Origin of the sequence: Microbacterium sp. Root166 (assembly GCF_001427145.1) — a bacterium.
Taxonomy (GTDB): domain Bacteria; phylum Actinomycetota; class Actinomycetes; order Actinomycetales; family Microbacteriaceae; genus Microbacterium.
In genome coordinates this window covers 545,622-572,525 of sequence record NZ_LMGL01000002.1, presented here as the reverse complement: position 1 = coordinate 572,525, position 26,904 = coordinate 545,622, and the positions used below count along the sequence as shown (strand labels likewise).

Below are 26,904 nucleotides of genomic sequence, written 5' to 3'. Positions count from 1 at the left end.
CCCGGGTTCAGGCCCCGTCGCCCGCGCCCTCGGGCACCCGCACCATGATCTCCTGCGCGACGCTCGCCATGAGCACGCCGTCGTGCGAGTAGACCCGGCCGGTTGCCAGGCCCCTGCCGCCCCGCGCGCTCGGCGACTCCTGTACGTACAGCATCCACTCGTCCACGCGGCCGAAGCGATGCCACCACATCGCGTGATCGAGGCTCGCGACCTTCAGGCCGCGAGTCGCCCAGGGGACGCCGTGCGCGCGCAGGATCGACTCCTGGATCGTGAGGTCGCTGAGGTAGGCGAGTGCCGCGCGGTGGATGTCGGGGGAGTCCGGGATCGGCCGCCTGACCTTCATCCAGACCGCCTGGCTCGGCATCCGCTCGCCCTCGACGGTCAGGTAGATGGGCGACGGGACGTGACGCAGATCGACGGGCCGATCGGTGAAGAGTCGCTTGGACATCGGGTGCAGGCCCTGCAGATGAGACTCGACGTCGGGCAGCTCGTCGGGGCCGGGCACCCCCGTCGGCATGGGGGTCTGGTGCTCGATGCCCGGGTCCTCATCCTGGAACGAGGCGATCATCGAGAAGATCGGCACGCCGTCCTGGAAGGCCTGCGTGCGGCGGGTCGAGAACGAGCGTCCGTCGTGGATGCGGTCGACCGAGAACGTCAGCCCCTTGGCTGAGTCGCCCGGGCGCAGGAAGTACCCGTGCATCGAGTGCACGTTCCGCCCGTCGGGAAGAGTCCGGCATGCCGCGACGATCGACTGCGCGAGGACCTGCCCGCCGTAGATGCGGCCCAGGGGCATGGACTGCGAGGTGCCCGTGAAGATGTCCTCGTTGGTCCGGGCGTCGGACCCCGCAAGGTCGAGCACCGAAAGCATCGAGGCGACCGGATCCGGGTCGGGCTCCCACTCGGCGTGTTCCACGGGTCTCCTCTCCGGGGGCCGGGAGCCGCCCGTCGTTCCGCTTGGTAGCTTAGGGGCGATGCCTCCCCGCCTGATCCTCGCCGATGCCGACTCCGCCGCCGATGCCCTCACCTTCGCGAGCAGGGCTCACCGGCTGACCGACGAGGCCGTCCGCCTGCAGGCCACCGGGGGAGTGCTCGTCATGACCGCCGCCCCGCTGGCACCGCGCGGCATGGGTGACGCGACGCCCACCGTGCTGGCGATCCGCACGCTGGCCGCCGATCCCGAGCTGGTGTGCGATCTGGTGGTCGAGGCATCCGCTCTTGCCGCCGTCGACGACGATCCCACCGCTCTGCAGCTCCCCGACACGGCTCTCGCGCCGGCCTGGGCCGGGATCACGCCGCCACGCAGCGGCTGGACCGCGCGCGAGGGCATCGACGTCGCTCTGCTCGCTGCGAAGGCGCAGGGCGGGATCGCGCGCGTGGCCGAGGCTGTGCCGACGGATGCCGGTGAAGACGTCGTCCGCGTGGTCCGCTCCTCGGTCTGGGGCGCGCTCGACGACGAGCTGGGCGGCCTGCCGCTCGGAGCCGCTTTCGCCGCATTGACCATGGGCTTCATCAGCGGCGCCGAGACGGCCCGGGTCTTCGCGAGCGGACCCTGGACGCGGCTGAGCCTGCAGCGCGGCCACGTGCTCGTACGCGGCCCCGTGGCGATGGGCCTGACCGCGGTGCGACGGACGGGCGCGGCCGACCGCTGAGCGATCGCGGGTCCGGTTCAGACCTGGGCCGCCGCCGCGCGGCCCGCCGCGCGCCCTGAAAAGAGACATCCGCCCACGAAGGTCCCCTCGAGGGCGCGGTATCCGTGCACGCCGCCGCCGCCGAACCCGCTGGCCTCGCCCGCGGCGTACAGACCGGGGATCGGCTCGCCGGTCGCGCCGAGTGCGCGGCTGGACAGGTCCGTCTCGATGCCGCCGAGCGACTTCCGCGTGAGGACGTGCAGCTTCACTGCGATCAGCGGCCCCGACTTCGGGTCGAGAATGCGATGCGGGTTCGCGGTGCGGATGAGTTTGTCGCCGCGGTACGCCCGCGCCGAGCGGAGCATCGCGATCTGGGCGTCCTTCGTGAAGTCGTTGTCGATCTCGCGGTCGCGCGCCTCGATCTCGAAGCGCACCCGGTCACCGTCGAGCACGTCGCCGCCAGGCAGTGCCTTCATGCCGGCGATCAGGTCGTCCAGCGAGTCTCGGACGACGAAGTCCACGCCCTTGTCCATGAACGCCTGGACGGGCCCGCCGGCCCCCTTGCCGAGGCGGGTCTTGGCGAGCAGCCGCACGTCCTTGCCGGTCAGGTCGGGGTTCTGCTCGCTGCCGGAGAGCGTGAACTCCTTCTCGATGATCTGCTGGGACAGCACGAACCACGAGTGGTCGTGCCCGGTCGCACGGAGGTGCGCGAGCGTGCCCAGCGTGTCGAAGCCGGGGAACAGCGGCACGGGCAGCCGGTGACCGGTGGCGTCGAGCCAGACGGAGGACGGACCGGGAAGAATGCGGATGCCGTGATCCGGCCACACCGGATCCCAGTTCTGGATGCCCTCGACGTAGTGCCACATCCGGTCGCCGTTGATGAGATTGGCGCCGGCCGCCTCGGACACGATCTGCATGGAGCCGTCGACGTAGGCCGGCACGCCGGTCACCATCGTCTTCGGGGCGGTGCCCAGTCGCTCCGGCCACCAACGGCGCACCAGCTCGTGGTTGCCTCCGATTCCGCCGGAGGAGACGATCGTGGCTCCCGCGGTGATGGCGAAGGAGCCGACGACCTCGCGGGACGAGGCGCTGCCGCGCGCGGCACCGGACGGCGCGAGGATGTCGCCCTCCGCGCCGACGACGGCGCCGCCGGACATCGTCAGGCCGGTGACACGATGGCGTGGCAGCACCGTGACGCGCCCCTGGCCCTCGGCGGCCTCGACGGCCGCCTGGAACGGCGCGACGATCCCCGGTCCGGTGCCCCAGGTGATGTGGAACCGCGGAACGGAGTTGCCGGGTCCGGTGGCCGTGTACCCGCCACGCTCGGCCCATCCGACGACGGGGAAGAAGCCCACGCCCTTCTCGCGGAGCCACGCCCGCTTCTCGTGGTGGGCGAACTGGAGGTACGCCTCCGCCCAGCGCCGCGGCCAGGCGTCCTCCTCGCGGTCGAAGCCGGCCGTGCCGAACCAGTCCTGGCGTGCGAGCTCGAGCGAGTCCTTGATGCCCATGCGCCGCTGTTCGGGCGAGTCCACGAAGAACAGCCCACCGAAGGACCACCAGGCCTGCCCGCCGAGGTTCGAGCGCGGCTCCTGGTCGACGATGATCACGCGCTTGCCGCCGGCGACGGCTTCGCTCGCCGCGACGAGCCCGGCGAGACCCCAGCCGATCACGAGGACGTCGGCGGTGTGGGTGGCGGCGGCTGCGGGCATGTCGACTCCTGTGTCGGGTGTGGCTGCTGTCGGGTGGGGCTGGGTCAGCGGAGGTCGCCGCCGCGCGGGGGCTCCGCAGTGACGGGGAGATGCGAGCGGGGCGTGCCCGCGGATGCTGTGCCGGGACCGGTCGCGGCGTCGCGGCCGCCGGCCGCCGGCCCGATGCCGCTCGGCTCGAACGTGTTGACCATGGCGTGCGCGGCCCGCTGCAGGTAGTCCCACAGCGTCGCCTCGTGCAGGGGCGACAGGCCGAGCTCGTCGACCGCGGTGCGCATGTGCGCGAGCCAGCGGTCGCGGGCGTCGGGGTTCACGTGGAAGGGCGCGTGGCGCATGCGCAGCCGAGGGTGGCCCCGCTCGTCGCTGTACGTCGTCGGCCCGCCCCAGTACTGCTCGAGGAAGAGCGTGAGGCGCTCCTTGGCGGGACCGAGGTCCTCCTCGGGGTACATCGGTCGCAGCACCTCGTCGTCGGCGACGCCGCGGTAGAACGCGTCGACGAGACGGACGAACGCGTCGTGGCCGCCGATCTCGTCGTAGAAGCTGAGGGGCGGCACGCCGCTCACAGGGTGCCCTTCGAGTCGTCGCCGGAGCCGGCGGGCGGAACCGTCTTGCCGGTGCGCTTCGGCCGCCACAGCGGCCGCGAGGCGGCCTCGGATCCGGGCGTGATGGCTGTCGGCTTGGTCTTGGGAGGGTTGGCGCCACGCCCGCGCTGGGCGCCTTCGATGCCGGTGGGCATGACGGTGGTGAGCGAGGGCAGCGCGATGCCGGCGTCGGATGTCGCACGCTTGAGCCGAACGCGCAGCTCCCGCGCGACATCGTCCTTCGCGTTGGAGCGCGTCTTCATCACGAGTCGGATGACGAGTGCGTCACCGGAGATCGACTCGAGTCCCCAGACCTCGGGATGCTCGAGGATCCGGGTGCGCCACTTCGGGTCCTTCGCGAGGCCCTTGGCTGTCTCGAGCATGACCTGCTCCACCTCGTCGATGTCGGCGTCGACCGGGACCGCCACGTCGAGGATGACGCGCGACCATCCCTGCGAGAGATTGCCGATGCGGAGGATCTCGCCGTTGCGGACGTACCAGAGGGTGCCATTGACGTCGCGCACGTGCGTCACGCGGACGCTCACGTACTCGACGATGCCCGACGCCAGCCCGAGGTCGACGACGTCGCCGATGCCGACCTGGTCCTCGGCGACGATGAAGATGCCGTTGAGCACATCCTTGACGATGTTCTGCGCGCCGAAGCCGAGGCCCGCGCCGATCGCCGCGCTCAGCAGCGTGAGCGAGCCGAGCGCGTTGGGCGCGAGGACGTAGACGATCAGCATCAGGGCGACGACGACCACCGAGACGCCGACGATGTTCTGCAGGATCGATCCCAGGGTCCGCGTGCGCTGCACCAGGCGGACAGAGGCGAGCGGAGAGCGGTCGAGCGCCTGGGTGTCGACGACGTTCGCCTTGGACTTCGCGCCGTTCACGATGCGCGCCACGACCCGGCGGATCACGATGCGGAGGATCCACACCACGATGAAGGCGCCGATGATGATCCCCGCGACCGAGAGGACGTTCCAGCCGACCTGGGTGAGCACCCTCAGCACCTCTTCCCAGAGGGTCGGCGGCGGGGCGGTCGTCGTGTCGAGCGGGTAGGTGATCATCGCCTCGATCCTAACGAGCCCGGTCATGCGGACGCTGAGTCCGGCGGCACCATCCCGAGGCGGTGCGCGAGGATGACCGCGTGCACCCTGTCGCGCGCTCCGAGCTTGGCCAGCACGCGGCCGACATGGGTCTTCACCGTCGACTCGCTGAGGAAGAGATCGTCGGCGATCTCGCTGTTCGAGCGGCCGCGCGCGATGGCGAGGAACACCTCACGCTCACGCTCGGTGAGCTCGTCGACGACGGTGGGAGGCGATGCCGCCTCCGGGAGGCGCGTGCCGAACATCTCGAGCATCCGCCGGGTGACACGAGGCGAGAGGGTCGCGTCGCCGGCGTGCGCCGCGCGGATCGCCCCGATCAGCTCGTGGGGGTGCGCGTCCTTCAGCAGGAATCCGCTCGCGCCCGCGCGCAGCGCCGTGAAGGCGTACTCGTCGAGATCGAACGTCGTGAGCACGACGATGCGCACCGACGGATGCTCGGCGACGATGCGCCGTGTCGCTTCCAGGCCGTCCATGCGCGGCATCCGGACGTCCATCAGCACCACGTCGGGGCGAAGTCGCCGCACCGCGTCCACGGCCTCGGCTCCGTCGGCTCCTTCGCCGACGACCTCCAGGTCGGGTTCCGCCTCCAGCACGAGCCGGAATCCCAGCCGGATGAGCTGCTGATCGTCCACGAGCAGGACCTTGATGCGTTCAGGCATCGGCGGCTCCCGTCGGCAGCTCCGCCGTGAGACGCCACCGGCCCGGCGCCACGAGGCCCGCGGTCAACGTGCCGCCCAGGTGGCCGGCGCGCTCCTGCAGCCCCCGGAGGCCCCAGCCGGCGCCCGCCGATTCGACGTCGGGCCGGGCGCCGTCGTTGTCCACGACGATCCGTACGCCGGCGCCCGAGTACTCGGTCACGACGCGGATGAACGTGGCGTCGCGGGAGTAGCGCATGGCGTTCGTGATGGCCTCCTGCACGATCCGAAGGACGGCGAGGCTGTGGGGAGCGGACACCTCGGTGTCACCGCTCACCGACAGCGTGACGGGGAATCCCGCGGCGCGGGCGGCGCCGATCACGTCGTGCAGCGATGTGTCGAGGAGCGGCTCGGTGGGAGCAGCGTCACCCTCGGAGGGGGTGTCCCGGAGCACCCCGAGCATGACGCGCATCTCTGCGAGAGCCTCGCGGGCGGTCGTCGCGACCGCGCGGCTGGCCTCGCGGGAGCGGTCCGGGTCGGGCGTGGCGTTCGCACCCTCGGCCAGTGCGACGATCACGGTGAGCGAGTGCGAGACGATGTCGTGCATCTCGCGCGCGATGCGCGTGCGCTCGTCCGCCGCGGCCAGGCGAGCCTGCTGGTCACGCTCGACCGCGAGCTGCCGGGAGCGGTCGATCAGCGCTGCGACGTAGCGCTTGCGGTTGCCGACGTTGACCCCGATGAGGGCGCCGATCGCCAGGAAGAGCCCGGTGCCGATGACCGTGCCGACGGCATTCGCGGATGCATCGCCGACCACCGTCCACACGAAGGTCACGAGGGCCAGGGCGCCCGCGGCCGCGCCGAGTGACCACATCGCTGCGCGTGAGGAGCGATAGACGGCGACCGAGTAGAGAGCGATGACCGGTGCGGGACCCATGACGCTTCCCGACAGTGCAGGAGCGAGGATCAGTGCCGGTACGAGGGTGATGGCGAACACCGCGATCGGCCACCTGCGTCGCCACAGCAGGGCGACGCAGGTGAGCAGGCTCAGTGCTGCGCCCGACGCGAGCAGTCCCGGGGTGCGTGGATCGTAGGCCGCGGCCACGACGCCGGCCAGGGTGAGCAGCAGGCAGAGGATCGCGAGCAGGGCATCCGCCCAGCGCGGATGCCGCGCCCAGAACCGGCGGAACACGCCGGGTGGCCTCGGCAGACGCAGGTCGTCCTCGGCCGGGGATGCTCCCCGGCCGAGGACGACGTCGTGCGCTGCGGCCACCGGTCGACTCTACGCGTCGCGGGTTTTCAGGACCGCGAGGCCTCCGACGATGGCTGCGATGGTCCAGGCGGCGAGCGTCAGCAGCGCCGGTACGGTGTCGAGTGCGTCACCGGTCATCGGCGAACCCATGAAGAGCGACTGACCCGCGTTGGACGGCAGGTAGCCGGCCGCGTCGTGGATCCACTCGAACGAGTCCAGCCGCGGGAAGAAGAGCACGAGGATCGGTGCGACGAAGACGAGGCCGATGCCGACGGCCAGCGCACCCGGGCCGTTGCGGATGATGAAGCCGATGCCGACTCCGGCAGCGGCGATGAGCGCAAGGTACAGCGCAGCCCCCAGCAGTGGCATGAGCGAGCTGTCGGCGTGGCTCAGATCGAGGGCGCCGGTCGGGAGCAGTGGTCCCGACACGGCCGCGGCGATCGCGAACACCACGGCACTCGTGACGAACATCGTGACGGCGACGACGAGGGCCTTCGCGAACAGCGGCGCCGTGCGGCCGGGTGCGGCGGTCAGCGTCGAGCGGATCATTCCGGTGGAGTACTCGCCGGTCACCGTGATGGTTCCGAGGATCACCGCGAGCAGCTGCGTCAGGACCGTGCTGAACACGATGACCTGCACCGCCTGCGCGTTCGACTCTGCGATGGACATCGGCGGCATCTCGCCCTCGAAGCTCGCGAACGCCCATGCCATGAGCAGGCTGAGCCCGATCGACACGACCGCGACGAGCCCGATGGACCACCAGGTCGAACGGAGGCTGGTGAACTTGATCCACTCGGAGTGGACCACGTGTGCGAACGAGAGCCGGTATGGAGAGGCGGTCCGTGCTGCGCGCGCCGGGACGGGGGCGGGAGCGATCGTGGTGGTCATCAGATGTCCTTCGTCTTGTACTCGACGTCGTCGCCGGTGAGTCCGAGGTATGCGTCCTCGAGGGTTCCGGAAGTGGGGGTCAGCTCGTGCAGTGCGATGCCGTTCGCCAGGGCGAGGTCGCCGATCTTCTCGGCAGGGGAGCCCTCGACATCCATCACGCCCTCCGCCACGTGCGTCACGACGACGCCGTCGCCTGCGACCAGGCGCGCGAGCTCGACGGCGCGCGGCGTGCGGATGCGCACGGTGGCCCGAGTCCATTGGCGGACGAGCTCGTCGACGGGCGCGTCGGCGAGGACCCGCCCGCGCCCGAGCACGATGATGTGGTCGGCGGTCAGTGCCATCTCGCTCATCAGGTGGCTCGAGAGCAGCACGGTCTTGCCCTCGGATGCGACGTGCCGGACGAAGCGGCGGACCCAGAGGACGCCCTCGGGGTCGAGGCCGTTGACGGGCTCGTCGAGGATCAGGGTCTGCGGGTCGCCGAGGAGGGCGGCGGCGATCCCGAGCCGCTGGCCCATGCCCAGCGAGAAGCCGCCGGCGCGCTTGCGCGCCACCGAGCTCAGGCCGGTGATGTCGATCACCTCGTCCACGCGCTGCTGGGGGATGCCGTGGGTGGCGGCCATGGCCCGCAGGTGGTTCCGCGCGCTGCGGCCGGTGTGGACGGCCTTGGCGTCCAGCAGCACGCCGACCTCGGTGAGGGGTGAGCGCAGACTGCGGTAGTCCCGCCCGTCGACGCTCACGCGACCGCTCGTGGGCTTGTCCAGCCCCACGATCATCCTCATGGTGGTGGACTTCCCGGCGCCGTTGGGGCCGAGGAAGCCCGTGACACGGCCGGGATGGACGGTGAAGCTCACATCCTGGACGGCGTGCTTGGCTCCGAAGCTCTTGCTCAGATTCTCTGCGACGATCATGCTTCGACGCTACGCAAGACCCCCCTCGGGCCGCGTCGGCCGCAAGGGGGGTCTTGTCGTTCGGCGCGTGGTACCTGAGTACCACCGCCGCTGCTGTGCTACTGGGCGTCGCGGTCCTGGACGGCGAGCGCGCGCTCGACCCCGGCCAGGTTCTCGGCGACCAGACGTCGCAGCGCGGGAGCTGCGTTCGCGTTCGCCTCGAGCCACGCGCGGGTGGCGTCGCGCAGGGCGACGTTCGCGAGCGGGGCGGGGTAGAGGCCGAAGATCAGGTACTCCGCGATCTTGTAGCTGCGCGACTCCCACACCGGCAGGAGCATCTCGAAGTACGGCGCCACGAAGTCGCCGAGCAGGTCGACGCTCGCGGGGTGCACGAAGCCGAGTGCCGTCGTGCGCACGATCGTGTTCGGCAGGTCGTCGCTGTCGACCAGCGAGGCCCAGGCAGCGGCCTTGGCCTCGGCCGTCGGCAGCGCGGCCTTCGCCTGCGCCGCGAACTCGCCGCCCTTCGCCGTGTTGTCGGCGGCCAGCGCCTCGTCGATGTCGGCCACCGTCACCACGCCGCCCGCGGCGAGTGCGACGAGCAGCTGCCACGAGAGGTCGGTGTCGATCTCGAGTCCCTCGAACGACACCTCGCCGTCGCGGACCTGCCGCACCTTCTCGACCTGGGCGCCGGTCGCAGCCGCGCCGGCGAACGCCGTCACGAACTGGAGCTGGCTGTCGCTGCCCGCCTCGGCGGACTGGGCGAGCGCCCACAGCGCGTCGGCGACCTTCTCACGGGTGGCGGAGCGCTTCTCGGGCGCGACGTAGGCGTTCGCCGCGAGCTGCAGCTGGGCCAGCGTGGTGCGGACCGTGGTCGACTCGGTCTCCGAGCCGATGTTGCGCAGCACGAGATCGACGTAGTCCGAAGCGGATGCCTCGGCATCGCGCGTCTGGTCCCACGCGGCACCCCACACCAGCGACCGGGCGAGCGGGTCGCTGATCTTGCCGAGGTGATCGATCGCGGTCTGCAGCGAGCGGTCGTCGAGGCGGATCTTCGCGTACGCCAGGTCCTCGTCGTTGAGGAGCACGAGGTCGGGGCGCTTGCGGCCCTTGAGCTCGGGCACCTCGGTGAGGTCGCCGTCCACGTCGAGCTCGACGTGGTGCACGCGCACGAGCGCGCCGTCCTCGACGTTGTAGAAGCCGACGCCCAGGCGGTGGGGCCGGATGGTCGGGTAGTCGGCCGGTGCCGTCTGGACGATCGCGAAGCGCGTGATGGCGCCGTCGACGTCGGTGACGATCTCGGGGGAGAGGGTGTTCACGCCCGCGGTCTCGAGCCACTTCTTCGACCAGGTTCCCAGCTCGCGCCCGCTCGTCTTCTCGAGCTCGCTGAGCAGGTCGACCAGCTCGGTGTTGCCCCACTCGTTCTTCTTGAAGTACGCGGCGACACCGGCGAAGAACTGCTCGATGCCCACCCACGCCGCGAGCTGCTTGAGGACCGAGCCGCCCTTGGCGTACGTGATGCCGTCGAAGTTGACCTGGACGTCCTCGAGGTCGTTGATCGTGGCGACGACGGGGTGGGTGGAGGGAAGCTGGTCCTGACGGTAGGCCCAGGTCTTCTCCATGGCGTTGAAGGTCGTCCACGCCTCGGTCCACTCGGTGGCCTCGGCGGTGGCGATGGTCGACGCCCACTCGGCGAACGACTCGTTGAGCCAGAGGTCGTTCCACCAGGTCATCGTGACGAGGTCGCCGAACCACATGTGCGCGAGCTCGTGCAGGATCGTGACGACGCGGCGCTCCTTGACGGCGTCGGTCACCTTCGAGCGGAAGACGTAGGCCTCGGTGAACGTGACGGCGCCCGCGTTCTCCATCGCGCCCGCGTTGAACTCGGGGACGAAGAGCTGGTCGTACTTGGCGAACGGGTACGCGTAGTCGAACTTCTCCTCGAAGTACGCGAAGCCCTGGCGGGTCTTGTCGAAGATGTAGTCCGAGTCGAGGTGCTGCCAGAGGCTCTTGCGGCCGTAGACGCCCAGCGGCACGACGCGTCCCGACGAGCTGGTGAGCTCGGAGAACGTGGCCTCGTAGGGGCCGGCGATGAGCGCCGTGATGTACGAGGAGATGCGCGGCGTCGCCTCGAACGACCAGGTCGCGCCGCCGTCGCCGTGCTTCTTCGGCTCGGGCGTGGGGGAGTTGGAGACGACCTTCCACGGCTCGGGTGCCGTGACGGTGAACTGGAACGTCGCCTTCAGGTCGGGCTGCTCGAACACCGCGAACATGCGGCGCGAGTCGGGCACCTCGAACTGGGAGTAGAGGTAGACCTCGCCGTCGACGGGGTCGACGAAGCGGTGCAGACCCTCACCGGTGTTCGTGTAGAGGCAGTCGGCGTCGACGACCAGCTCGTTCTCGGCCTCGAGGCCCGACAGCGCGATGCGCGAATCCGCGAAAGCGGTGGCCGGATCGATGGACCGGCCGTTCAGCGTGATCTCACGGACCTCGCGGGCGATGAGGTCGATGAACGTGTCGGCGCCCGCGGTGCCCGAGAAGCGCACGACCGTGCGCGAGGTGAAGACCTCGGGGCCCTGGGTCAGATCGAGGGCGACCTCGTACGAGTGGGTGGCGACGATCGCGCGGCGCTCTTGCGCCTCGATCCGGGTGAGGTTCTCTCCAGGCACTGCAATGCTCCCGTGGGTGAGGGTGGGATGCCGCGGGGAGGCGCTGCTGGCGCCGGCGGCAACCGTCCCAGCCTATTCCAGCGGTCGCCGTACCAGCACGCCTGTGGAGGATCGGGCCGGTCGCGCGCGCCGACTCTCTCGGGAGCGATGAAAGGATGGAGAGGTGATGTCGGAAGCGCAGAACCAGGCCGTGCCCGCCGATGCCGAGAGCCCGGTGCTCTTCGCGTCGCCGGCAGCGGCATCCGGTCCCGCCCATGTGGAGGTGCCGGTCGCGTACGACGGCATCCTCCTCGCCGGATTCGGCGGGCCCGAGGGCCAGGACGACGTCATCCCCTTCCTGCGCAACGTCACGCGCGGACGCGGCATCCCCGACGAACGCCTCGAGGAGGTGGCGCACCACTACCGCCACTTCGACGGCATCAGCCCCATCAACGCGCAGAATCGCGCCCTCAAGGCGGCGCTCGAAGCCGAACTCGCCGCCCGGGGGATCGCGCTGCCGGTGTACTGGGGCAACCGCAACTGGGCGCCGTACCTCGAGGAGGCGGTGCAGGATGCCGCGGCATCCGGTCATGCGAATCTCCTCGCGCTCGCGACCAGCGCCTATTCGTCGTTCTCGAGCTGCCGGCAGTACCGCGAGGACATCGCGCGCGTGCTCGAGGCCACCGGCCTGGGTGGGACCGTCACGATCGACAAGGTGCGTCAGTTCTTCGACCACCCCGGGTTCGTGCAGCCCTTCATCGACGGAGTGCGCGACGCGGTCGGAGGCTTCCTGGCCGACGGCCTCCCGCCCGAGGCGGTGCGGGTTCTGTTCTCGACGCACAGCATTCCGACGGCGGATGCCGAGCGCTCGGGTCCGCGCGATCGGGATTTCGGCCCCGGCGGTGCCTACGCCGCCCAGCACCTCGCCGTCGCGGAGGTCGTGATGTCGGCGGTCGCCGCCGAGATCCCCGCTGCCGCCCGGGTGGGCTGGGAGCTCGTCTACCAGTCCCGGTCCGGTCCGCCGAGCCAGCCGTGGCTGGAGCCCGACGTGAACGACGTGATCGCCGAGCTTCCCGCAGCCGGCGTCGCCGCGGTGGCCATCGTGCCGCTCGGCTTCATGAGCGACCACATGGAGGTGCTGTGGGACCTCGACACCGAGGCGACGGATGCCGCCGCCGAGGCGGGGCTTCGTTCGGTCCGCACCCCGACCCCCGGCGTGGATCCGGTGTTCGTCTCGGGCCTGGTCGACCTCGTCGAGGAGCGACTGAACGGCACGCGCGCCGGCGACCGCCCGCATGCGACCGATCTCGGCCCGTGGTTCGACGTGTGCCGGCCCGCCTGCTGCGAGAACGTCCGTGCCGGGTTCAAGCCCGCCGCCGCGGGCATCGCCCCCTGACCCCACCCGCAATCTGCACGAGGCGCCCTGCCTCCGCTCCCTAGGATTGAGCCCATGCGCATCCACATCGCGACCGATCACGCCGGCCTCGAGTTCTCCACCCAGCTGCAGCACCACCTCGCCGCGGCGGGGCACGACGTGGTCGATCACGGTCCCGTCGAGTACGACGCGCTCGACGACTACCCGTCGTTCTGCATCCGGGCGGCGCAGGCCGTGGTCCGTGACCAGGAAGCGGGAATCGAGGCGCTGGGTGTCGTGTTCGGCGGCTCCGGCAACGGCGAGCAGATCGCCGCGAACAAAGTTCTCGGCGTCCGCGCGGCGCTCGCGTGGAGCATCGCGACCGCAGAGCTCGCCCGCGAGCACAACGACGCGAACGTGATCGCGATCGGCGCCCGCCAGCACACCTTCGACGAGGCCGTCACGTTCATCGACCGGTTCATCGCGACGCCCTTCTCGGGCGAGGAGCGGCACGCCCGGCGCATCGCCCAGCTGGCCGCGTACGAGACGGACGGCTCGCTCGAGCCCGACCCTCGCGCCGAGCGCGGTCAGCCTGATGTGCTCGACGCCGACGACAGCTCGTTCGATCCCGAGGCGGGCTGACCGCACGATGCCCGAGGGCCACTCCGTCCACCGCATCGCCCGGCAGTTCGATCGCAACATCGTCGGCCGCGTGGTCTCGGCGTCCAGCCCGCAGGGCCGTTTCGCCGAGGGAGCGGCGGCGATCGACGCGCGCACGGCCACCGCGGTCCGTGCGGTCGGCAAGCAGATGTTCCTCGAGTTCGACGACGATCTCTGGCTGCGCGTGCACCTGGGGATGTACGGCGCGTGGGACTTCGCCGGCGAGATCATGGTGGATCCGACCATCGCCGCGGCGAACGGCCGGCTGGGTCAGACCAATCAGCGCGGCGCTGTGGTCGACACGGACGGCCCGGTGTTCGACGATGCGGGAGAGAACTCCCTGACGTCGATCGGGGCACCACGGCGCGCGCGCGTGCACGTCCGGATGTCGGAGCAGACCACGGGCCTGGGCGGGGACGATGAGCAGTGGCCGCCGCCCGTCGTCGGCCAGGTGCGGCTCCGCCTGCTCACGGAGAGCACGGCGGCCGACCTGCGCGGGCCGACGGCATGCGAGCTGAGGACGCCGGACGAGGTCGCCGCGACCATCGCGAAGCTCGGCCCCGACCCGCTGGTCGACGATGTCGCCGAGGGCGAGGAGCGGTTCGTGTCCGTCGTGCGGCGCAAGCCGACCTCGATCGGGCTGCTGCTGATGGATCAGACAGTGGTCAGCGGCATCGGCAACGTCTACCGCGCGGAGCTGCTGTATCGCGCACGCCAGAACCCGCACACTCCTGGCCGGGAGGTGCGCGAGGAGGTCGTCCGCGACCTCTGGCGGGACTGGGTGCGGCTGCTGGCCATCGGCGTCGAGACCGGCCAGATGATGACGATGGACGACCTGGACCCCGAGGCGTACCGGCGGGCGATGGCGAGCCGTGACGACCGCCACTGGGTCTATCACCGCGCCGGTCTGCCGTGCCGCGTGTGCGGCACGGAGATCGTGGTCGAAGAGGTCGCGACCCGCAAGCTCTACTGGTGCCCGCGCTGCCAGGCGTGATCGCTGCCGGGACTGTGCGTCCGTCCTAGGCTGGATCCATGCGCCAGAACCCGAGTTTCGCGATGACCGACGTCACCGAGCTGCGGAGGCTCATCGACGCGAACCCCTGGGTCACCCTCGTGAGCCAGACCGAGGACGGGCTCGTGGCCTCGCACTACGCCGTCCTGCTCGACGAGGATCGCGACGACCTGACCATCGTCGGTCACGTGGGCAAGCCCGACGACTTCATCCACGGGCTGGGCGCGCGCGAGCTGCTGATCGTGGTGCAGGGCCCGCACGGCTACGTCTCGCCCGGCTGGTACGGCGATGTGCAGGCGGTGCCCACCTGGAACTTCGTCTCCGCGCACCTGAGCGGAGTGCCGGAGATCCTCACGCCGGAGGAGAACCTCGTGGTGCTCGAACGGCTCGTGGCACGGTTCGAAGGCGGGATGCCGCAGCCCAGGCTGCTGTGGGAGCTTCCGAACGACCCGGCATTCGTCACGAAGCTCGAGAAGGGAACGGTCGGCTTCCGCCTGACGCCGACTCGAGTGGTGGCCAAGCGCAAGCTCAGCCAGAACAAGCCCGACGAGGTGATCGAGACGATCATCGCCGAACTCCAGGCAGGCGGCGGGTACGTGGATCCCCGGCTGGCATCCGAGATGCAACGCGCGCTCGACGCCCGCAAGGCCGCTCGATGACGGCCGTCGGCGACGCGCCGGACGTCATCGCGAACGCGCGCCTCACTGGCGCCGACCGGACCGATCCCTTCCTCGACGAGCCCGTCGACATCCACCTCGGCGAAGGCTTCATCGTCGACATCGCCCCCGCGGGCGCGCTGCCTCGACGCGGCCGGGTGCTCGATGCCGGCGGTGCGTGGCTCATTCCCGGTCTGTGGGATCACCATGTCCACGTCGTGCAGTGGGCTCTGGCGGCGCAGCGCGAATCACTCGGCGTCGCGAGCTCCGCCGCGCATGCCGCCGCGCTCATGGCGCGGGCGCCGGTTCTGCCGGACGGGCGGCGGGTCGGCGCGGGCTTCCGCGACGCCTTGTGGTCCGATGCGCCCTCGCTGGCAGTCCTCGACGCCGCGACCGGCGAGGTGCCGACCTACCTCGTCAACGCCGATGTGCACAGCGTGTGGCTGAACTCCGCTGCCCTGCGCCGGGAAGGCTTCGAGCCCGACGGCACCGGCATCCTGCGCGAGGAGCCCGCGTTCGAGATCTCGCGGCGGCTCAACGCCGTGGACGCCTCGGTGGCCGATCCGCTGGTCGCGTCGATGGCACGGGATGCCGCGGCCCGCGGCATCGTCGGCATCGTCGATCTCGACATGGCGTGGAACGAGGATGCCTGGGCCCGGCGCATCGCCGCGGGCTTCGACACGCTGCGCGTGGAGTTCGGGATCTACCCCGAGTTCCTCGACCGGGCGATCGCCGAGGGGCTGCAGACCGGCGATGCGGCGCGGGGCGCGGCATCCGATCTCGCCCGCGTCGGCTCGTTGAAGGTCATCACCGACGGCTCGCTGGGCACGCGCACGGCGGCGACCTCGCGCCCGTATCCCGGTGATCCGCACAACCACGGCCTGCTGACCGTCGATGTCGCGACCCTGATCGACCTCATGACGCGCGCCACGGGCGCCGGCATCGCCTCGGCGATCCACGCGATCGGCGACGTCGCCAACTCGCACGCGCTCGACGCGTTCGCGGCCACCGGGGCATGGGGAACGATCGAGCACGCGCAGCTCGTCGCGCACGCCGACATCCCGCGTTTCGCCCGGCTGGGCGTGGGCGCGAGCGTGCAACCCGAGCACGCGATCGACGACCGCGACATGACGGACGCGATCTGGGCGGAGCAGACCGCGCAGCCCTACCCGCTGCGGTCCCTCGCCGACTCGGGTGCGAACCTGCTCTTCGGGTCGGACGCGCCGGTGGCGCCGCTGGACCCGTGGGCGGCGATGGCAGCGGCCGTCTTCCGCACGCGCGACGGTCGTGAGCCCTGGCAGGGAGCGCAGAGCATCCCCGCTGCCACCGCGCTGGCGGCATCCACGCACGGCGGGTCGGCCGATGCCGACCGCATCGAGCCCGGCGCTCGCGCGGACCTGGCCCTCTGCACCGGAGATCCGCTCGCGGCGACGGCCGAGCAGCTCCGCGGCATGACGGTCGGCGCGACGCTGCTCGCCGGCCGGCTCACCCACCTGGGGTAGGCCCGCAGGAGTGCGGGGGCCAGCCCCCCTGCGCTTCGGGGTGGGAGTCGGGTGCCGCTGCGGGCCGCCGCTGGCGAGGCTGGAGGCATGGTCACAGCCCTGCCCTCGCCGCTCCCTCCGCCGCCTGCCGTCGCGCCTCGCCGCCGGCGCCGCGGCCTCGTCGCCGTGCTGATCGCGATCCCGCTGGTCGTCGTCCTGCTCATCGCCGCGGCGGCGATCTGGTTCGCGACCAACAGCGGGCGTCCGACGCCGCCGCAGGCCGGCAGCGTCTCGTTCGATCAGCCGCTGCTCATCCCCGAGATCGCGCCGTCGCGACTCGAGGGTGGCGTGCGGGTGTACGAACTCGAGGCCCGCCAGGACAGCACGCGCTTCGTCTCCCAGGGCGATACGCCGACACTCGGGTACAACGGCTCGTACCTGGGACCGACCCTGATGGCCGAACGCGGCGAACGCGTTCGGGTCGACATCGCGAACTCCCTGGCCGAGACCACGACGGTCCATTGGCACGGCATGCACGTGCCGGCGGCCATGGACGGAGGTCCGCACTCGCCCATCGCGCCCGGAACCACGTGGCACCCGGAGTGGCTCATCGACCAGCCGGCGGCGTCGCTCTGGTACCACCCGCACCTTCACGGCGAGACCCGCGAGCAGGTCGACGCCGGTCTGGCCGGCATGTTCATCGTGCAGGACGAGGTCGAGGCGGCGCTCGACCTTCCTCGTGACTACGGCATCGACGACATCCCCGTGATCGTCCAGGACCGCTCGTTCGGTCCGGACGGCGCCTTCTCCGGCGGACTGGGCATGCAGTTCGACGGCGTGCTGGGCGAGACGATCCTGGTCAACGGCACGGTGGCCCCGTACTTCGAGGCGTCGACCGAACTGGTCCGCCTGCGACTGCTCAACGGGTCGAGCGCCCGCATGTACGACTTCACCTTCGCCGATGGTCGCGAGTTCGCGCTCATCGGCTCCGACGGCGGACTCCTCTCCGAGCCGGTCACGGCCTCGAGCGTGCCGCTGTCGCCCGGCGAGCGCGCCGAGATCGTCGTGGCCCTCACGCCGGGGGAGCGTGTCGTCCTGCGATCGCAGGCGCCCGATCCCGCCCTGCACGCCGGAGGCGCGGCCTTCGACGTGCTCGAGCTGCGGGCCGCGGCATCCCTCGCCTCTTCACCCGAGCTTCCGCGGACACTCGTCGATCTGCCCGCTCCGGATGCGGCGGATGCCGTGACCGAGCGCTCCTTCGTCATGTCGGGGCACGAGATCAACGACCGCGAGATGGACCTCGGGCGCGCGGACTTCACCGCGACGGTCGACACCAGCGAGATCTGGACCGTGCGCAACGAGAACCCGCTGCCGCACTCCTTCCACGTGCACGACACCCAGTTCCGGGTGCTGAGCGTCGACGGCGCAGATCCGCCTGCGCGCCTGTCGGGCTGGAAGGACACCATCGCGCTCGAGTGGAACCGCGAGTACCGGCTGCTGGTGCGGTTCGAGGACTACGCCGACGCGACGACGCCGTACATGTACCACTGCCACCTGCTGTGGCACGAGGACCAGGGCATGATGGGACAGTTCCTGGTCGTCGAGCCGGGCCAAGAGCCCGACCTGAAGCGTCCCGAGGGAGACAGCGATGACCACCATGACCACTGACGCCGTCGCGGCGCCCGCGACCACCGACGGCTTCTGGACCGGATACGGACGGGAGTGGGTGCGCACGCCCGGGCGTGCCGTCTACCTCCTCGCCGTCTTCGTGCTCGCGATGGTGTCGGTGAGCGTGCTCGCCGCGCTGTTCTGGACGGGCGTGGGACTCCTCGCGATCGTCATCGGACTGCCGATCGTGGTCGGCACCCTGATCATCGCGCGCGGCTTCGGGCTGGCCGACCGCGGGATGCTGCAGCTCACGTCGCTGCCGCGCATCGCGGAGCCCGAGTGGAACCGCGACAAGCCGGGCACCGGCGGATTCTGGATGACCCTGACCCGCCCGCTCCGCAACGCGCACTACTGGATCTACCTTGTGCACGGCATGATCGTGAACCCCGTCATCAGCACGATCTCGTTCGCGATCACGACCGTCTGGCTCAGCGTGGGGCTCGGCGGCCTCACCTACTGGATCTGGGGGGCCTTCATCCCGCGCGGGGACGGCGGCGAGTGGGGCCACTTCGTGGCCGACTACCTGCCGTGGCTGTTCGGCGGCTGGGACGGCTGGGGCGTCGAGGTCGTGCTGTATCTGCTGGCGGGGATCGTGTTCACCTTCACGATGCCGTGGGTCCTCGGCGCGCTCGCCCTGGGCCACCACGCGATCGCGACGGGCATGCTCGGCCGCTGGCGCTCCGACGACCTCGCCGCCGAGGTCCGCGCCGAAGCCGCAGCCCGCGGCGCGGCCGTGCACGCCGAGGACGTCGCCCTGCGGCGGCTCGAGCGCGACATCCACGACGGACCGCAGCAGCGACTGGTGCGGCTGCAGCTGGACCTGGCGGCTCTCGAGCGCCGTGCGGAGGCGGGAGACGCGGATGCCGCGGCCGAACTCGCGCGCGAGGCCCGGGGCCACGCCAAGGCCGCGCTCGACGAGCTGCGGGCCCTGTCGAGCGGCGTCGCCCCGCCCCTGCTGCAGGATCGCGGTCTCGCCGCCGCCCTCGCGGCCGTCGCGGCGGGCACGCCGATCGTCGTCAACACCGAGATCGATCCCGCGATCGACGCCGTCACCAGCCCCGAAGTCGCGCGGACCGTCTACTTCGTCGTCGCCGAGCTGTTCACCAACGTCATCAAGCACTCCGGCGCGACGGCCGTGACGCTCAAGGCGTCGCTGCGGCCGTCCCTGAGCGGCGTGCCGTCGATGCTCGACGTCTGGGTGGTCGACAACGGCCGCGGCGGCGCGGCCTATGCCCTGGGCCACGGGCTCGAGGGGCTCCGCGACCGCGTCGCCGGCCTGCGCGGCATGCTCGTCGTCGACAGCCCGGCCGGCGGGCCCACCTCCGTGGGTGCACACGTGCCGCTGACCCCGATCGCGTGATGACCGCTGAATATGCTGAGGCCATGAACCAGAGCGAGCTGGCCGTGCGGGTGGTCCTCGTCGAGGACTCGGTGCTGCTGCGCGAAGGGCTGGTACGGCTGTTCGACGAGGCCGGGTACGTCACGGCAGGGGCATGGGGGGATGCCGAGGACATCGTCGCGCGCGTGCGCGATGCGCGCGCGGATGTCGCGATCCTCGACGTGCGCCTGCCGCCGGCATTCCGCGACGAGGGCATCCGCGCCGCGCTCACGCTGCGCGCCGAGCTGCCGCACGTGGGCATCCTCGTCCTCAGCCAGTACGTCGAAGGCGTGTACGCCCGGGAGCTGCTCGCCGGCGGCGACGGCGGAGTCGGTTACCTGCTGAAGGATCGGGTGACGTCGCTGGACGAGTTCACCGACGCCGTGCGCCGCGTCCGGGAGCGGGGCACCGTGCTGGACCCGCTCGTGGTGCAGGGACTGCTCGCGTCACGGCCGGATCCGCTGTCGACGCTCACCCCGCGCGAGCGCGACGTCCTCACACTTATGGCCGAGGGCCGCAGCAATGCGAGCATCGCCCAGCGACTGTTCATCGGCGTCGGCGCCGTCGAGAAGAACATCAGCTCGATCTTCGGCAAGCTCAGGCTGGAGGAGTCGGGCACCGAGCACCGGCGCGTGCTGGCGGTCCTCGCCTTCCTGCAGCCCGGGTGAGACGACGGAACGCCCCGGCCGAGGCACAGGGCGTTCCGTTCGTGCTTCGCTCGCTCAGCGACCGAGAGCGATCACTCGGCGAGGTGCGCGAAGAGGAACCAGCGGTCCTTCTCGAGCTGCTCCTTGATGCCGATGGCGATGTCCTGGCTGGTGAGGTCGAACTCGTCGAGCCCGTCGATCGCGGCCTGCGTGTCGACGATCACGGCGTCCATGTCGGCGATGACGTTGCGGATGAGCGCCTCCCACTGCGTGAAGCCGGCAGGCACCGCGGTCGCCTTGGTCTTCTCGGCGATCGTGCCGACGCGCGCGTCGATCGGAAGGCCCAGCGCGACGATCCGCTCGGCGGCCTGGTCGGCGCCGGCCTGAGCATTGGCGACCAGGGTGTCGAGCAGTTCGTGGATCGCGATGAAGTTCGCGCCGCGAACGTTCCAGTGGGCCTGCTTCCCGTTCACGGCGAGGCCCTGAAGCCCCAGCACGACGGGGGTGAGGAACTGGGCGCTCGCGGCGGCCACAGTCGGGTCGGCGGCCGTGGCGGGGGTGGTGTTCGTCTTCGTCATGGCTCTTGTCTCCTCGTCGGGAGGGGCGCTTCCATCAGCGCGCGTCCTCCGGTGGGAGCAACGCTACTCAGCCCGTGGCATTCCGCAAGCAAGACAAGGCTCGGCTAACCGGGCGTCGAGACCGCCTCGTCGGCGCGGTTCCTCCGGTGACCTCGACTAACGTCGAGGGGTGCCTTCCGCCGATCACGACCTCGGACCGCAGCATCTGCGCCGGCCCGCCGCCACGGTCACCAGCGAACCGCTCGACCGCTCGCCCGAGCACGCCGAGCCGTCGCGGTTCCTTCCGCACGTGCAGGGGCTGCGTGCGATCGCGGTGCTCGCCGTGGTGCTGTATCACTTCTGGCCGGGCCGATTCCCGGGCGGCTACATCGGCGTCGACATCTTCTTCGTCATCTCCGGCTTCCTGATCACCGGACACCTGATGCGCGAACTGACCGCCACGGGCACCGTGCGGCTCGGCCAGTTCTGGGCCCGGCGCGCACGACGCCTGCTGCCCGCATCACTGCTCGTCCTGCTCTTCTGCGCGGTCGTCGCGATGTCGCCGTACCTCACGCCGACGTCGGCGCTGCCGAACGAGGTGCGTGAGATCCTCGCCTCCACGTTCTACGTCGAGAACTGGTACCTGGCTCTCAACTCCGCCGACTACCTCAACCACGGCGGCGACCCGACGACGGTCCAGCACTACTGGTCACTGTCGCTCGAGGAGCAGTTCTACGTCATGTGGCCGCTGCTCATGCTGTTGGCCGCGTGGGTGGGGGTGAAGTGGTTCCGCGGCGCACGACGTCGCGCGGTCATCGCCACCCTCGCGATCGTGTCGGTCGTGTCGTTCGTCTTCTGCGTGGCCCTCACGATCACCGATCCCGCGCCGGCGTACTTCGTGACATTCGGGCGCATGTGGCAGTTCGGCCTCGGTGCGATGGTGGCCCTGATCCCGATGCTGCGCGTGCGCAACGCGCTCGCGAGCTTCGTGCTCGGCTGGGGCGGCATCGCCGTCCTCGTCTTCGTGATCTTCCGGTTCGACTCGCAGACGCCGTTTCCCGGCTACATGGCGCTGCTGCCGACGCTGGGGGCCGCGGCCGTCATCGCCGCGTCGAACACCGCGTCGTGGTGGTACCCCACCCGGATCCTGTCACTGCGTCCGGCGCAGTTCGTCGGCGACATCTCGTATTCGCTGTACCTCTGGCACTGGCCGCTCATCATCATCGCGCCGTCGGTCCCGTTCTGGGGCCTCACGATCTACCACCGTGTCGCGCTGCTCCTGCTGTGCTTCGTCCTGGCCTGGCTCACGAAGCGGTTCGTGGAGGACCCTGCCCGCAGCTGGAAGGCCCTGACATCGCGGCCGGCGCGGGTGACGCTGTGGAGCTCCCTGGCGGCGATGCTCGTGGTGGCCGCGGTCGCCGGCACCGCCTGGGTGGTCAACGCGCCGGCGTACGCCGCAGGCGTGCGCGGAGTGGAAGAGCTGCGCGAGAACCCGCCGGAGTGCTTCGGTGCGGCATCCGTCCTCGATGAGGCCTGCGCGGGCACCGACTTCGGCGACACGATCCTCCCTGCACCCGGATTCGCGGGAGTGGACCGTCCGCTCGACGAGCAGTGCTTCGTCCAGCTCAACGACGCGCGGCCGGTCTCGTGCACGTTCGGTTCCGACGATCCCGACGCGCCCCGTGTCGCCCTGATCGGGGACAGCCACGCCTACCAGCTGCTGTCGACGTTCCAGCGGATGGCAGACGAGGAGGGCTGGCAGCTTGTCACGTGGTTCAAGGGCGCCTGCCCGTGGAACACCACCCCGCTCGCGACGCCCGGGGCGTTCGGCGCGGCCTGCACCGAGTGGCGCGACCGCGTCACCTCCGCTCTGGCGGATGCCGACCTCGACGCCGTGTTCACGGCCGCCATTGCGACCACGCCGTACTCGTCGGCCGGGTACGACTCGACGCACGATGCGGCCGTCGCCGGGTATGTCGATGCGTGGGACGAGATGCTCGACCGCGGCATCCCGGTGATCACCGTCGTCGACAACCCGGTCTGGGAGACCGACCCGAACAAGTGCCTGCGCACCCGGGATGTCGCGGAGTGCGATGGAGTGCGCTCCGAGGTCCTGGTGGAGGACGACCCGCTCCGGGATGCCGCTGCAGAGCGCGACGGCGTCACGCTGCTCGACTTCACCGAGGTCTTCTGCGGACCCGACACGTGCGCGCCGGTGGTCGGCGGAGCCAACGTCTATCGCGATCAGGATCACCTCACGGTCTCGTTCGCCGACACGCTGGCGCCCTGGTACTCGGCCGCGATCCGCGAGCGGCTCGCCGCCAGCGGCGGCTGACCTCCGCGGCATAGGGTCGTTGGCATGACCATCTCGGATGACGCCGCCGTCCTCGCCGTGTCGGGCCATGTGCCCGAGATCCACCCGTCCGCGTTCATCGCGGCCGGTGCCCGCATCATCGGCGCGGTGACCCTCGAGGAGGGTGCCAGCGTCTGGTACAACGCCGTGCTGCGCGGGGACAGCGATCGCATCAGCGTCGGCGCCGGCAGCAACCTGCAGGACAACGTCTCGGTGCACGTCGACTCGGCGCACCCGGTCGTGATCGGCCGGGACGTCTCGGTCGGCCACAACGCCGTCGTGCACGGCTGCACGATCGGCGACGGGTCGCTCATCGGCATGGGCAGCGTCGTGCTGTCTGGCGCGGTGATCGGTGACGGATGCCTCATCGCCGCCGGCGCCGTGGTCCTCGAGGGCACGATCGTCCCCGCCGGCTCCCTCGTGGCCGGCGTCCCGGCGAAGGTGCGGCGCGAGCTCACCGCCGAAGAGCGTGCCGGTCTGCTGCGCAACGCCCAGATCTACCGCGCGCACCTCGACGCCCACCGGACCGCGGAGCCGCTTCGGCCCTGACCGGCCTCGGATCGTCAGTCCGCGGGGCCGCCGGAACTCGGACGGGGGTGGTGCTTGCCGCGGTGTACCTCGTACAGGCGCACATGCCCGGGCCACTGGGGATCGTTCTCGATCGGCCGGTCGTTCATGAACAGCTTGATCACGTGTGCGAGCTGGTCGGGATGGCTGAAGTTGATCGCGTGCGCCGCGCCCTCGAGCAGCACCACGAGCACGTGACTGTCGGTCTGGCTCGCGACCTCGTCGATGCGCTGGGAGTGGGGGAGAAGGGGGTCCCGCTCGCCCAGGACGACGAGGGTCGGGATGCGCATCTCCAGCAGGCGCTGCAGCGTCGGGTACTGGGTCAGCGCCTTGAACAGGCGCATGGTGCTGGGGACGCCGAACCGGACGTAGTCGGGCACCGCGACCTTGGCCATGCGGGTGGGCTCCCGAGGAGTGTCCATCGCCAGCTGCTGGATGGCCCGCCGCAGCGGTTGGTTGTACAGGCCTCCGGCGGGGGAGACGAGCACCGCACGGTCGATCCGCTCAGGGTAGTGGTGCGCGAACTCGATGATGACGGGGCATCCCATCGAGTTGCCCACCAGGGTGGCGCGTTCCACGCCCCGGTCGTCGAAGAAGTCGGCCGTCGCGTGGGCGAGGTCGGGGATGTCGAGCATGTCGCGGCGCTTGCCGCTGCGCCCGAACCCCGGCAGATCGGGCACGAAGGTGTGGAAGTCATCGGCCAGTCGCTCGGCGGTCGGCAGAAGATAGCGGCCCGAGAGCCCGAAGCCGTGCACGTGCGCCATCACCCGGGCGTCGGCGGGAGGCGTCGGGGACTCCCGGTAGAAGACGTCGACGCCGTCGATCCGGGTCCACTTCTCGGCGAGGCTCGACGCCGGACGGCGGGGCAGCTTGCGGGGCTGCGGTTCTCCGGCCGGGACTCTCCGCGCGCTCATCGGTGCTCCTCGGTGGTGATCGGGTGGTTCCAAGCCGAATTCTGCACCCCTGCGGACGGCGAAGGTAGGTGCGACGCGGGTGAATTCATCCCGGGTGCCGGGCGATACTGGACGGATGCGGAGTCTTCGACACACCGGCGTGCAGGCCGCCTTGGCCTCGGCGGTGCTCTTCGGCGCCGGCACGCCGTTCGCCAAGGCGCTCCTCGGCGAGGTGAGCCCCTGGCTGCTGGCCGGCCTGCTCTACACGGGGTCGGGGCTGGGCCTCCTCCTCTGGCGCACGGTGCGGCGGGCTCCGCGCGTGCGCGTCGCCCGGCGGGAGATCGCGCCGCTGGTCGGAGCGGTCTTCTTCGGCGGGATGGTCGCGCCGGTCCTGCTCATGCTGGGCCTGGCGAACATGCCCGCGACGGGGGCGTCGCTGCTGCTCAATGCCGAGGCGGTGTTCACCGCCGTCCTCGCGTGGGTGGTCTTCCGCGAGAACGTCGATCGGCGCATCGCGCTGGGGATGCTGGCCATCGTGGCGGGAGCGGTCGTGCTGAGCGCCTCATCCGGAGCGCAGTTCGGATCCCTCTGGCCGTCCCTCGCCGTCCTCGCGGCGTGCCTGTGCTGGGGGCTCGACAACAACCTCACCCGGAAGGTGGCCCTGATCGACGCGACATGGCTCGCCGCGGTCAAGGGCGCGGTCGCCGGTCCGGTGAATCTCGCGCTGGCGTTCGCGCTGGGCGCCGCGATCCCCGGCCCGTGGGCGATCGGCGGAGCGATGATCGTCGGCTTCTTCGCCTACGGTGTCTCGCTCGCGCTGTTCATCTACGGCATGCGGCACATCGGAACGGCGCGTGCAGGTGCGTACTTCTCGATCGCCCCGTTCTTCGGCGCGCTCATCGCCGTCGTGATGGGGGAGCCGCTGACCTGGCCGCTGCTGATCGCCGCCGCGCTGATGGCGGTGGGCGTCTGGCTGCACCTGACGGAGCGCCACCACCACGAGCACACGCACGAGCCGCTCCACCACGACCACTGGCACACGCACGACGCGCACCATCAGCACGATCACCCGGCGGGCATGGTCGTCGTCGCCGGAGCAGCGCATCGCCATGAGCACGTGCACGAGGAGCAGACGCACGCACACGAGCACTATCCCGACGCGCACCACCGGCACCGGCACTGACCGGAGCGGGAGCTTTCGCGGTCTGCTACCCGACCGGCGTGCGCTCGACGACCCGCGCCCGGGCCGTGATGTTCATCTCGACGGCGGTCATCGCCGCGACAAGCACGACGGCCAGGACCATGTGGATGTTCACCAGCCCGATCGGCAGACCGGTGTTCGCCTGCCACAGGCCGACGGCGATCTGGAGCAGCTCGACGGCCAGCAGCAGTCCGGTCCACAGCCGCAGACGCAGTGCCGGGGGAGTGCGGAGCGCTCCGGCCACGAGCACGATCGTCAGGGCGAACGTGATGTAGGCCGGCCACGAGTGCACGTGCTGCATGAACTCCGCGTTCAGGCCGTTGCGCGCCGCTCCGTGGTCGCCCGCGTGCGGCCCCGAGCCCGTGACCAGGATCCCCACGACGACCGTGAGCAGCACGAAGGCACTCGTGACGTGCGTCGTCAGCGCGTACCAGCGCGGCACTGCCGCGACACGGGGACCCGGCGTCGCATAGACCCGCGCGACGAGGACGGCCGACAGGGCGACGAGGAGCACCGACGCGAAGTAGTGCAGTCCGACCACGTACGGGTTGAGGTTCGTGAGCACCGTGATGCCCCCGATGATCGCCTGCAGGGGCACGTAGAGCCCGATCGCCAGGGAGAGCCAGAACAGATCGCCCCGCTCGCGGCGCATGCGGACGACGAACAGGAACATCAGGATGGCGACCGCCACCAGGACGAAGGTCAGCAGGCGGTTGCCGAACTCGATGACGCCGTGGATCCCCATCTCGGGGGTGTTCACGAACGAGCCGGGCGTGCACTGCGGCCAGGTCGGGCAGCCGAGACCGGATCCCGTCAGGCGGACGAGGCCGCCGGTCCCGACGATGCCGATCTGCACGACGAGCGTCGCCCAGGCCATACCGACGACGCGGCGATCGATCGTCGTGGGCAGCCAGTTCCAGAAGCGCTGCCAGACAGGGGTCGTGGTCGTGGGTTGCACGGACATGCTGCGGGTCGCCTCCTGGGGCCGGTTCCGCGCGAGCGGCGTGCGATGACACGCGGAGCCCGGTGCCGGGACGGAACCTGTAGAATCGAGGGGTCGGTCACACGCGCACAGAACCGTTGGATTTGAGCGCGGCGTACCTCCGACAGTCTAGGCGCGATGGCAGCGCCGAATGAGAGGGCCCACGA

24 protein-coding genes are annotated in these 26,904 nt (G+C 70.7%); 12 read left to right on the top strand and 12 right to left on the bottom strand.

Annotation, left to right across the window (positions count from 1 at the left end; genetic code table 11):
- Positions 1–7 precede the first annotated feature (7 nt).
- Positions 8–868 (bottom strand): acyl-CoA thioesterase, encoded by an 861-nt coding sequence (locus tag ASD56_RS10495; RefSeq protein WP_055965892.1) that lies wholly within the window; start codon positions 866–868, stop codon positions 8–10.
- Between the two features lie 103 nt (positions 869–971).
- Here ASD56_RS10495 and ASD56_RS10490 point away from each other — a divergent pair, with 103 nt between their 5' ends.
- Positions 972–1,649 (top strand): hypothetical protein, encoded by a 678-nt coding sequence (locus ASD56_RS10490; protein WP_055965302.1) that lies wholly within the window; start codon positions 972–974, stop codon positions 1,647–1,649.
- A gap of 17 nt (positions 1,650–1,666) precedes the next feature.
- Here the strand turns inward: ASD56_RS10490 and ASD56_RS10485 are convergent, their stop codons facing one another.
- The 8 genes from ASD56_RS10485 to pepN form a co-directional block, all read right to left on the bottom strand.
- The gene (locus ASD56_RS10485) at positions 1,667–3,337 is read right to left on the bottom strand and encodes an FAD-binding dehydrogenase (protein WP_055965299.1); all 1,671 of its coding nucleotides are present in this window, start codon (positions 3,335–3,337) and stop codon (positions 1,667–1,669) included.
- Between the two features lie 44 nt (positions 3,338–3,381).
- A complete protein-coding gene (locus tag ASD56_RS10480) occupies positions 3,382–3,888 on the bottom strand; it encodes a globin (protein WP_055965890.1) in 507 nt (168 codons plus the stop codon).
- 5 nt (positions 3,889–3,893) lie between these two features.
- Complete coding sequence (locus ASD56_RS10475) at positions 3,894–4,985, bottom strand: mechanosensitive ion channel family protein (RefSeq protein WP_055965296.1); 1,092 nt, start codon at positions 4,983–4,985, stop codon at positions 3,894–3,896.
- 23 nt (positions 4,986–5,008) lie between these two features.
- Positions 5,009–5,683: a response regulator gene (locus tag ASD56_RS10470; protein ID WP_055965292.1), complete on the bottom strand. Its 675-nt coding sequence runs from the start codon at positions 5,681–5,683 to the stop codon at positions 5,009–5,011.
- Positions 5,676–6,929 (bottom strand): sensor histidine kinase, encoded by a 1,254-nt coding sequence (locus tag ASD56_RS10465; protein WP_235565648.1) that lies wholly within the window; start codon positions 6,927–6,929, stop codon positions 5,676–5,678. The genes ASD56_RS10470 and ASD56_RS10465 overlap by 8 nt, the downstream gene beginning before the upstream one ends.
- Before the next feature lie 9 nt (positions 6,930–6,938).
- A complete protein-coding gene (locus ASD56_RS10460; RefSeq protein ID WP_055965291.1) occupies positions 6,939–7,796 on the bottom strand; it encodes an ABC transporter permease in 858 nt (285 codons plus the stop codon).
- Positions 7,796–8,704, bottom strand: coding sequence for an ABC transporter ATP-binding protein (locus tag ASD56_RS10455; RefSeq protein WP_055965288.1), 909 nt, complete (start codon positions 8,702–8,704; stop codon positions 7,796–7,798). Before ASD56_RS10455 ends, ASD56_RS10460 begins: the two co-directional genes overlap by 1 nt.
- Positions 8,705–8,802: 98 nt before the next feature.
- Positions 8,803–11,349 (bottom strand): aminopeptidase N, encoded by a 2,547-nt coding sequence (pepN, locus tag ASD56_RS10450; protein ID WP_055965285.1) that lies wholly within the window; start codon positions 11,347–11,349, stop codon positions 8,803–8,805.
- Positions 11,350–11,515: 166 nt separating this feature from the next.
- On the opposite strand from pepN, the gene ASD56_RS10445 reads away from it, so the two are divergent.
- The 8 genes from ASD56_RS10445 (at position 11,516) to ASD56_RS10410 (ending at position 20,205) form a co-directional block, all read left to right on the top strand.
- Positions 11,516–12,724 carry a ferrochelatase gene (locus tag ASD56_RS10445; protein ID WP_055965282.1) on the top strand — a complete coding sequence of 403 codons (1,209 nt, stop codon included), beginning with the start codon at positions 11,516–11,518 and terminating at the stop codon, positions 12,722–12,724.
- Positions 12,725–12,778: 54 nt separating this feature from the next.
- On the top strand, positions 12,779–13,324 hold the full coding sequence (locus tag ASD56_RS10440) for a ribose-5-phosphate isomerase (RefSeq protein WP_055965279.1): 546 nt from the start codon (positions 12,779–12,781) through the stop codon (positions 13,322–13,324).
- A gap of 7 nt (positions 13,325–13,331) precedes the next feature.
- Positions 13,332–14,336 carry an Fpg/Nei family DNA glycosylase gene (locus tag ASD56_RS10435; protein ID WP_055965277.1) on the top strand — a complete coding sequence of 335 codons (1,005 nt, stop codon included), beginning with the start codon at positions 13,332–13,334 and terminating at the stop codon, positions 14,334–14,336.
- A 38-nt stretch (positions 14,337–14,374) separates the two neighbouring features.
- The gene (locus ASD56_RS10430; RefSeq protein ID WP_055965274.1) at positions 14,375–15,013 is read left to right on the top strand and encodes an FMN-binding negative transcriptional regulator; all 639 of its coding nucleotides are present in this window, start codon (positions 14,375–14,377) and stop codon (positions 15,011–15,013) included.
- Positions 15,010–16,512, top strand: coding sequence for an amidohydrolase (locus tag ASD56_RS10425; RefSeq protein WP_055965271.1), 1,503 nt, complete (start codon positions 15,010–15,012; stop codon positions 16,510–16,512). Before ASD56_RS10430 ends, ASD56_RS10425 begins: the two co-directional genes overlap by 4 nt.
- Positions 16,513–16,599: 87 nt before the next feature.
- Positions 16,600–18,159: a multicopper oxidase family protein gene (locus ASD56_RS10420; protein WP_055965267.1), complete on the top strand. Its 1,560-nt coding sequence runs from the start codon at positions 16,600–16,602 to the stop codon at positions 18,157–18,159.
- Positions 18,140–19,519, top strand: a complete 1,380-nt coding sequence (locus ASD56_RS10415; RefSeq protein WP_055965264.1) for a sensor histidine kinase — start codon at positions 18,140–18,142, stop codon at positions 19,517–19,519. The genes ASD56_RS10420 and ASD56_RS10415 overlap by 20 nt, the downstream gene beginning before the upstream one ends.
- Before the next feature lie 23 nt (positions 19,520–19,542).
- A complete protein-coding gene (locus tag ASD56_RS10410; RefSeq protein WP_055965887.1) occupies positions 19,543–20,205 on the top strand; it encodes a response regulator transcription factor in 663 nt (220 codons plus the stop codon).
- A 71-nt stretch (positions 20,206–20,276) separates the two neighbouring features.
- On the opposite strand, the gene ASD56_RS10405 is transcribed toward ASD56_RS10410, so the two are convergent.
- On the bottom strand, positions 20,277–20,762 hold the full coding sequence (locus tag ASD56_RS10405; RefSeq protein ID WP_055965261.1) for a Dps family protein: 486 nt from the start codon (positions 20,760–20,762) through the stop codon (positions 20,277–20,279).
- A gap of 169 nt (positions 20,763–20,931) precedes the next feature.
- Between ASD56_RS10405 and ASD56_RS10400 the strand changes: the two genes are divergently transcribed.
- Together ASD56_RS10400 and ASD56_RS10395 are read left to right on the top strand one after the other, a co-directional pair.
- Positions 20,932–23,076, top strand: a complete 2,145-nt coding sequence (locus ASD56_RS10400) for an acyltransferase family protein (RefSeq protein WP_055965258.1) — start codon at positions 20,932–20,934, stop codon at positions 23,074–23,076.
- 24 nt (positions 23,077–23,100) lie between these two features.
- Positions 23,101–23,643, top strand: coding sequence for a gamma carbonic anhydrase family protein (locus ASD56_RS10395; protein WP_055965255.1), 543 nt, complete (start codon positions 23,101–23,103; stop codon positions 23,641–23,643).
- Between the two features lie 14 nt (positions 23,644–23,657).
- Here ASD56_RS10395 and ASD56_RS10390 read toward each other — a convergent pair whose 3' ends face one another.
- Positions 23,658–24,575 carry an alpha/beta fold hydrolase gene (locus tag ASD56_RS10390; RefSeq protein WP_055965252.1) on the bottom strand — a complete coding sequence of 306 codons (918 nt, stop codon included), beginning with the start codon at positions 24,573–24,575 and terminating at the stop codon, positions 23,658–23,660.
- 115 nt (positions 24,576–24,690) lie between these two features.
- Here ASD56_RS10390 and ASD56_RS10385 point away from each other — a divergent pair, with 115 nt between their 5' ends.
- Positions 24,691–25,737 (top strand): DMT family transporter, encoded by a 1,047-nt coding sequence (locus ASD56_RS10385; protein WP_055965249.1) that lies wholly within the window; start codon positions 24,691–24,693, stop codon positions 25,735–25,737.
- A 25-nt stretch (positions 25,738–25,762) separates the two neighbouring features.
- Here ASD56_RS10385 and ASD56_RS10380 read toward each other — a convergent pair whose 3' ends face one another.
- Entirely contained in the window at positions 25,763–26,719 is a 957-nt protein-coding gene (locus tag ASD56_RS10380; RefSeq protein ID WP_055965246.1) for a COX15/CtaA family protein, read from the bottom strand.
- Between the last annotated feature and the right edge of the window lie 185 nt (positions 26,720–26,904).

Coding starts and splice junctions, on each gene's coding strand:
- ASD56_RS10380 (WP_055965246.1), bottom strand. CDS start 26,719: ATGTCCGTGCAACCCACGACCACGACCCCTGTCTGGCAGCGCTTCTGG.
- ASD56_RS10415 (WP_055965264.1), top strand. CDS start 18,140: ATGACCACCATGACCACTGACGCCGTCGCGGCGCCCGCGACCACCGAC.
- ASD56_RS10495 (WP_055965892.1), bottom strand. CDS start 868: ATGCTTTCGGTGCTCGACCTTGCGGGGTCCGACGCCCGGACCAACGAG.
- ASD56_RS10430 (WP_055965274.1), top strand. CDS start 14,375: ATGCGCCAGAACCCGAGTTTCGCGATGACCGACGTCACCGAGCTGCGG.
- ASD56_RS10390 (WP_055965252.1), bottom strand. CDS start 24,575: ATGAGCGCGCGGAGAGTCCCGGCCGGAGAACCGCAGCCCCGCAAGCTG.
- ASD56_RS10485 (WP_055965299.1), bottom strand. CDS start 3,337: ATGCCCGCAGCCGCCGCCACCCACACCGCCGACGTCCTCGTGATCGGC.
- ASD56_RS10385 (WP_055965249.1), top strand. CDS start 24,691: ATGCGGAGTCTTCGACACACCGGCGTGCAGGCCGCCTTGGCCTCGGCG.
- ASD56_RS10460 (WP_055965291.1), bottom strand. CDS start 7,796: ATGACCACCACGATCGCTCCCGCCCCCGTCCCGGCGCGCGCAGCACGG.
- ASD56_RS10470 (WP_055965292.1), bottom strand. CDS start 5,683: ATGCCTGAACGCATCAAGGTCCTGCTCGTGGACGATCAGCAGCTCATC.
- ASD56_RS10425 (WP_055965271.1), top strand. CDS start 15,010: ATGACGGCCGTCGGCGACGCGCCGGACGTCATCGCGAACGCGCGCCTC.
- ASD56_RS10405 (WP_055965261.1), bottom strand. CDS start 20,762: ATGACGAAGACGAACACCACCCCCGCCACGGCCGCCGACCCGACTGTG.
- ASD56_RS10410 (WP_055965887.1), top strand. CDS start 19,543: ATGAACCAGAGCGAGCTGGCCGTGCGGGTGGTCCTCGTCGAGGACTCG.
- ASD56_RS10445 (WP_055965282.1), top strand. CDS start 11,516: ATGTCGGAAGCGCAGAACCAGGCCGTGCCCGCCGATGCCGAGAGCCCG.
- ASD56_RS10455 (WP_055965288.1), bottom strand. CDS start 8,704: ATGATCGTCGCAGAGAATCTGAGCAAGAGCTTCGGAGCCAAGCACGCC.
- ASD56_RS10475 (WP_055965296.1), bottom strand. CDS start 4,985: ATGATCACCTACCCGCTCGACACGACGACCGCCCCGCCGCCGACCCTC.
- ASD56_RS10490 (WP_055965302.1), top strand. CDS start 972: ATGCCTCCCCGCCTGATCCTCGCCGATGCCGACTCCGCCGCCGATGCC.
- ASD56_RS10420 (WP_055965267.1), top strand. CDS start 16,600: ATGGTCACAGCCCTGCCCTCGCCGCTCCCTCCGCCGCCTGCCGTCGCG.
- ASD56_RS10440 (WP_055965279.1), top strand. CDS start 12,779: ATGCGCATCCACATCGCGACCGATCACGCCGGCCTCGAGTTCTCCACC.
- ASD56_RS10395 (WP_055965255.1), top strand. CDS start 23,101: ATGACCATCTCGGATGACGCCGCCGTCCTCGCCGTGTCGGGCCATGTG.
- ASD56_RS10435 (WP_055965277.1), top strand. CDS start 13,332: ATGCCCGAGGGCCACTCCGTCCACCGCATCGCCCGGCAGTTCGATCGC.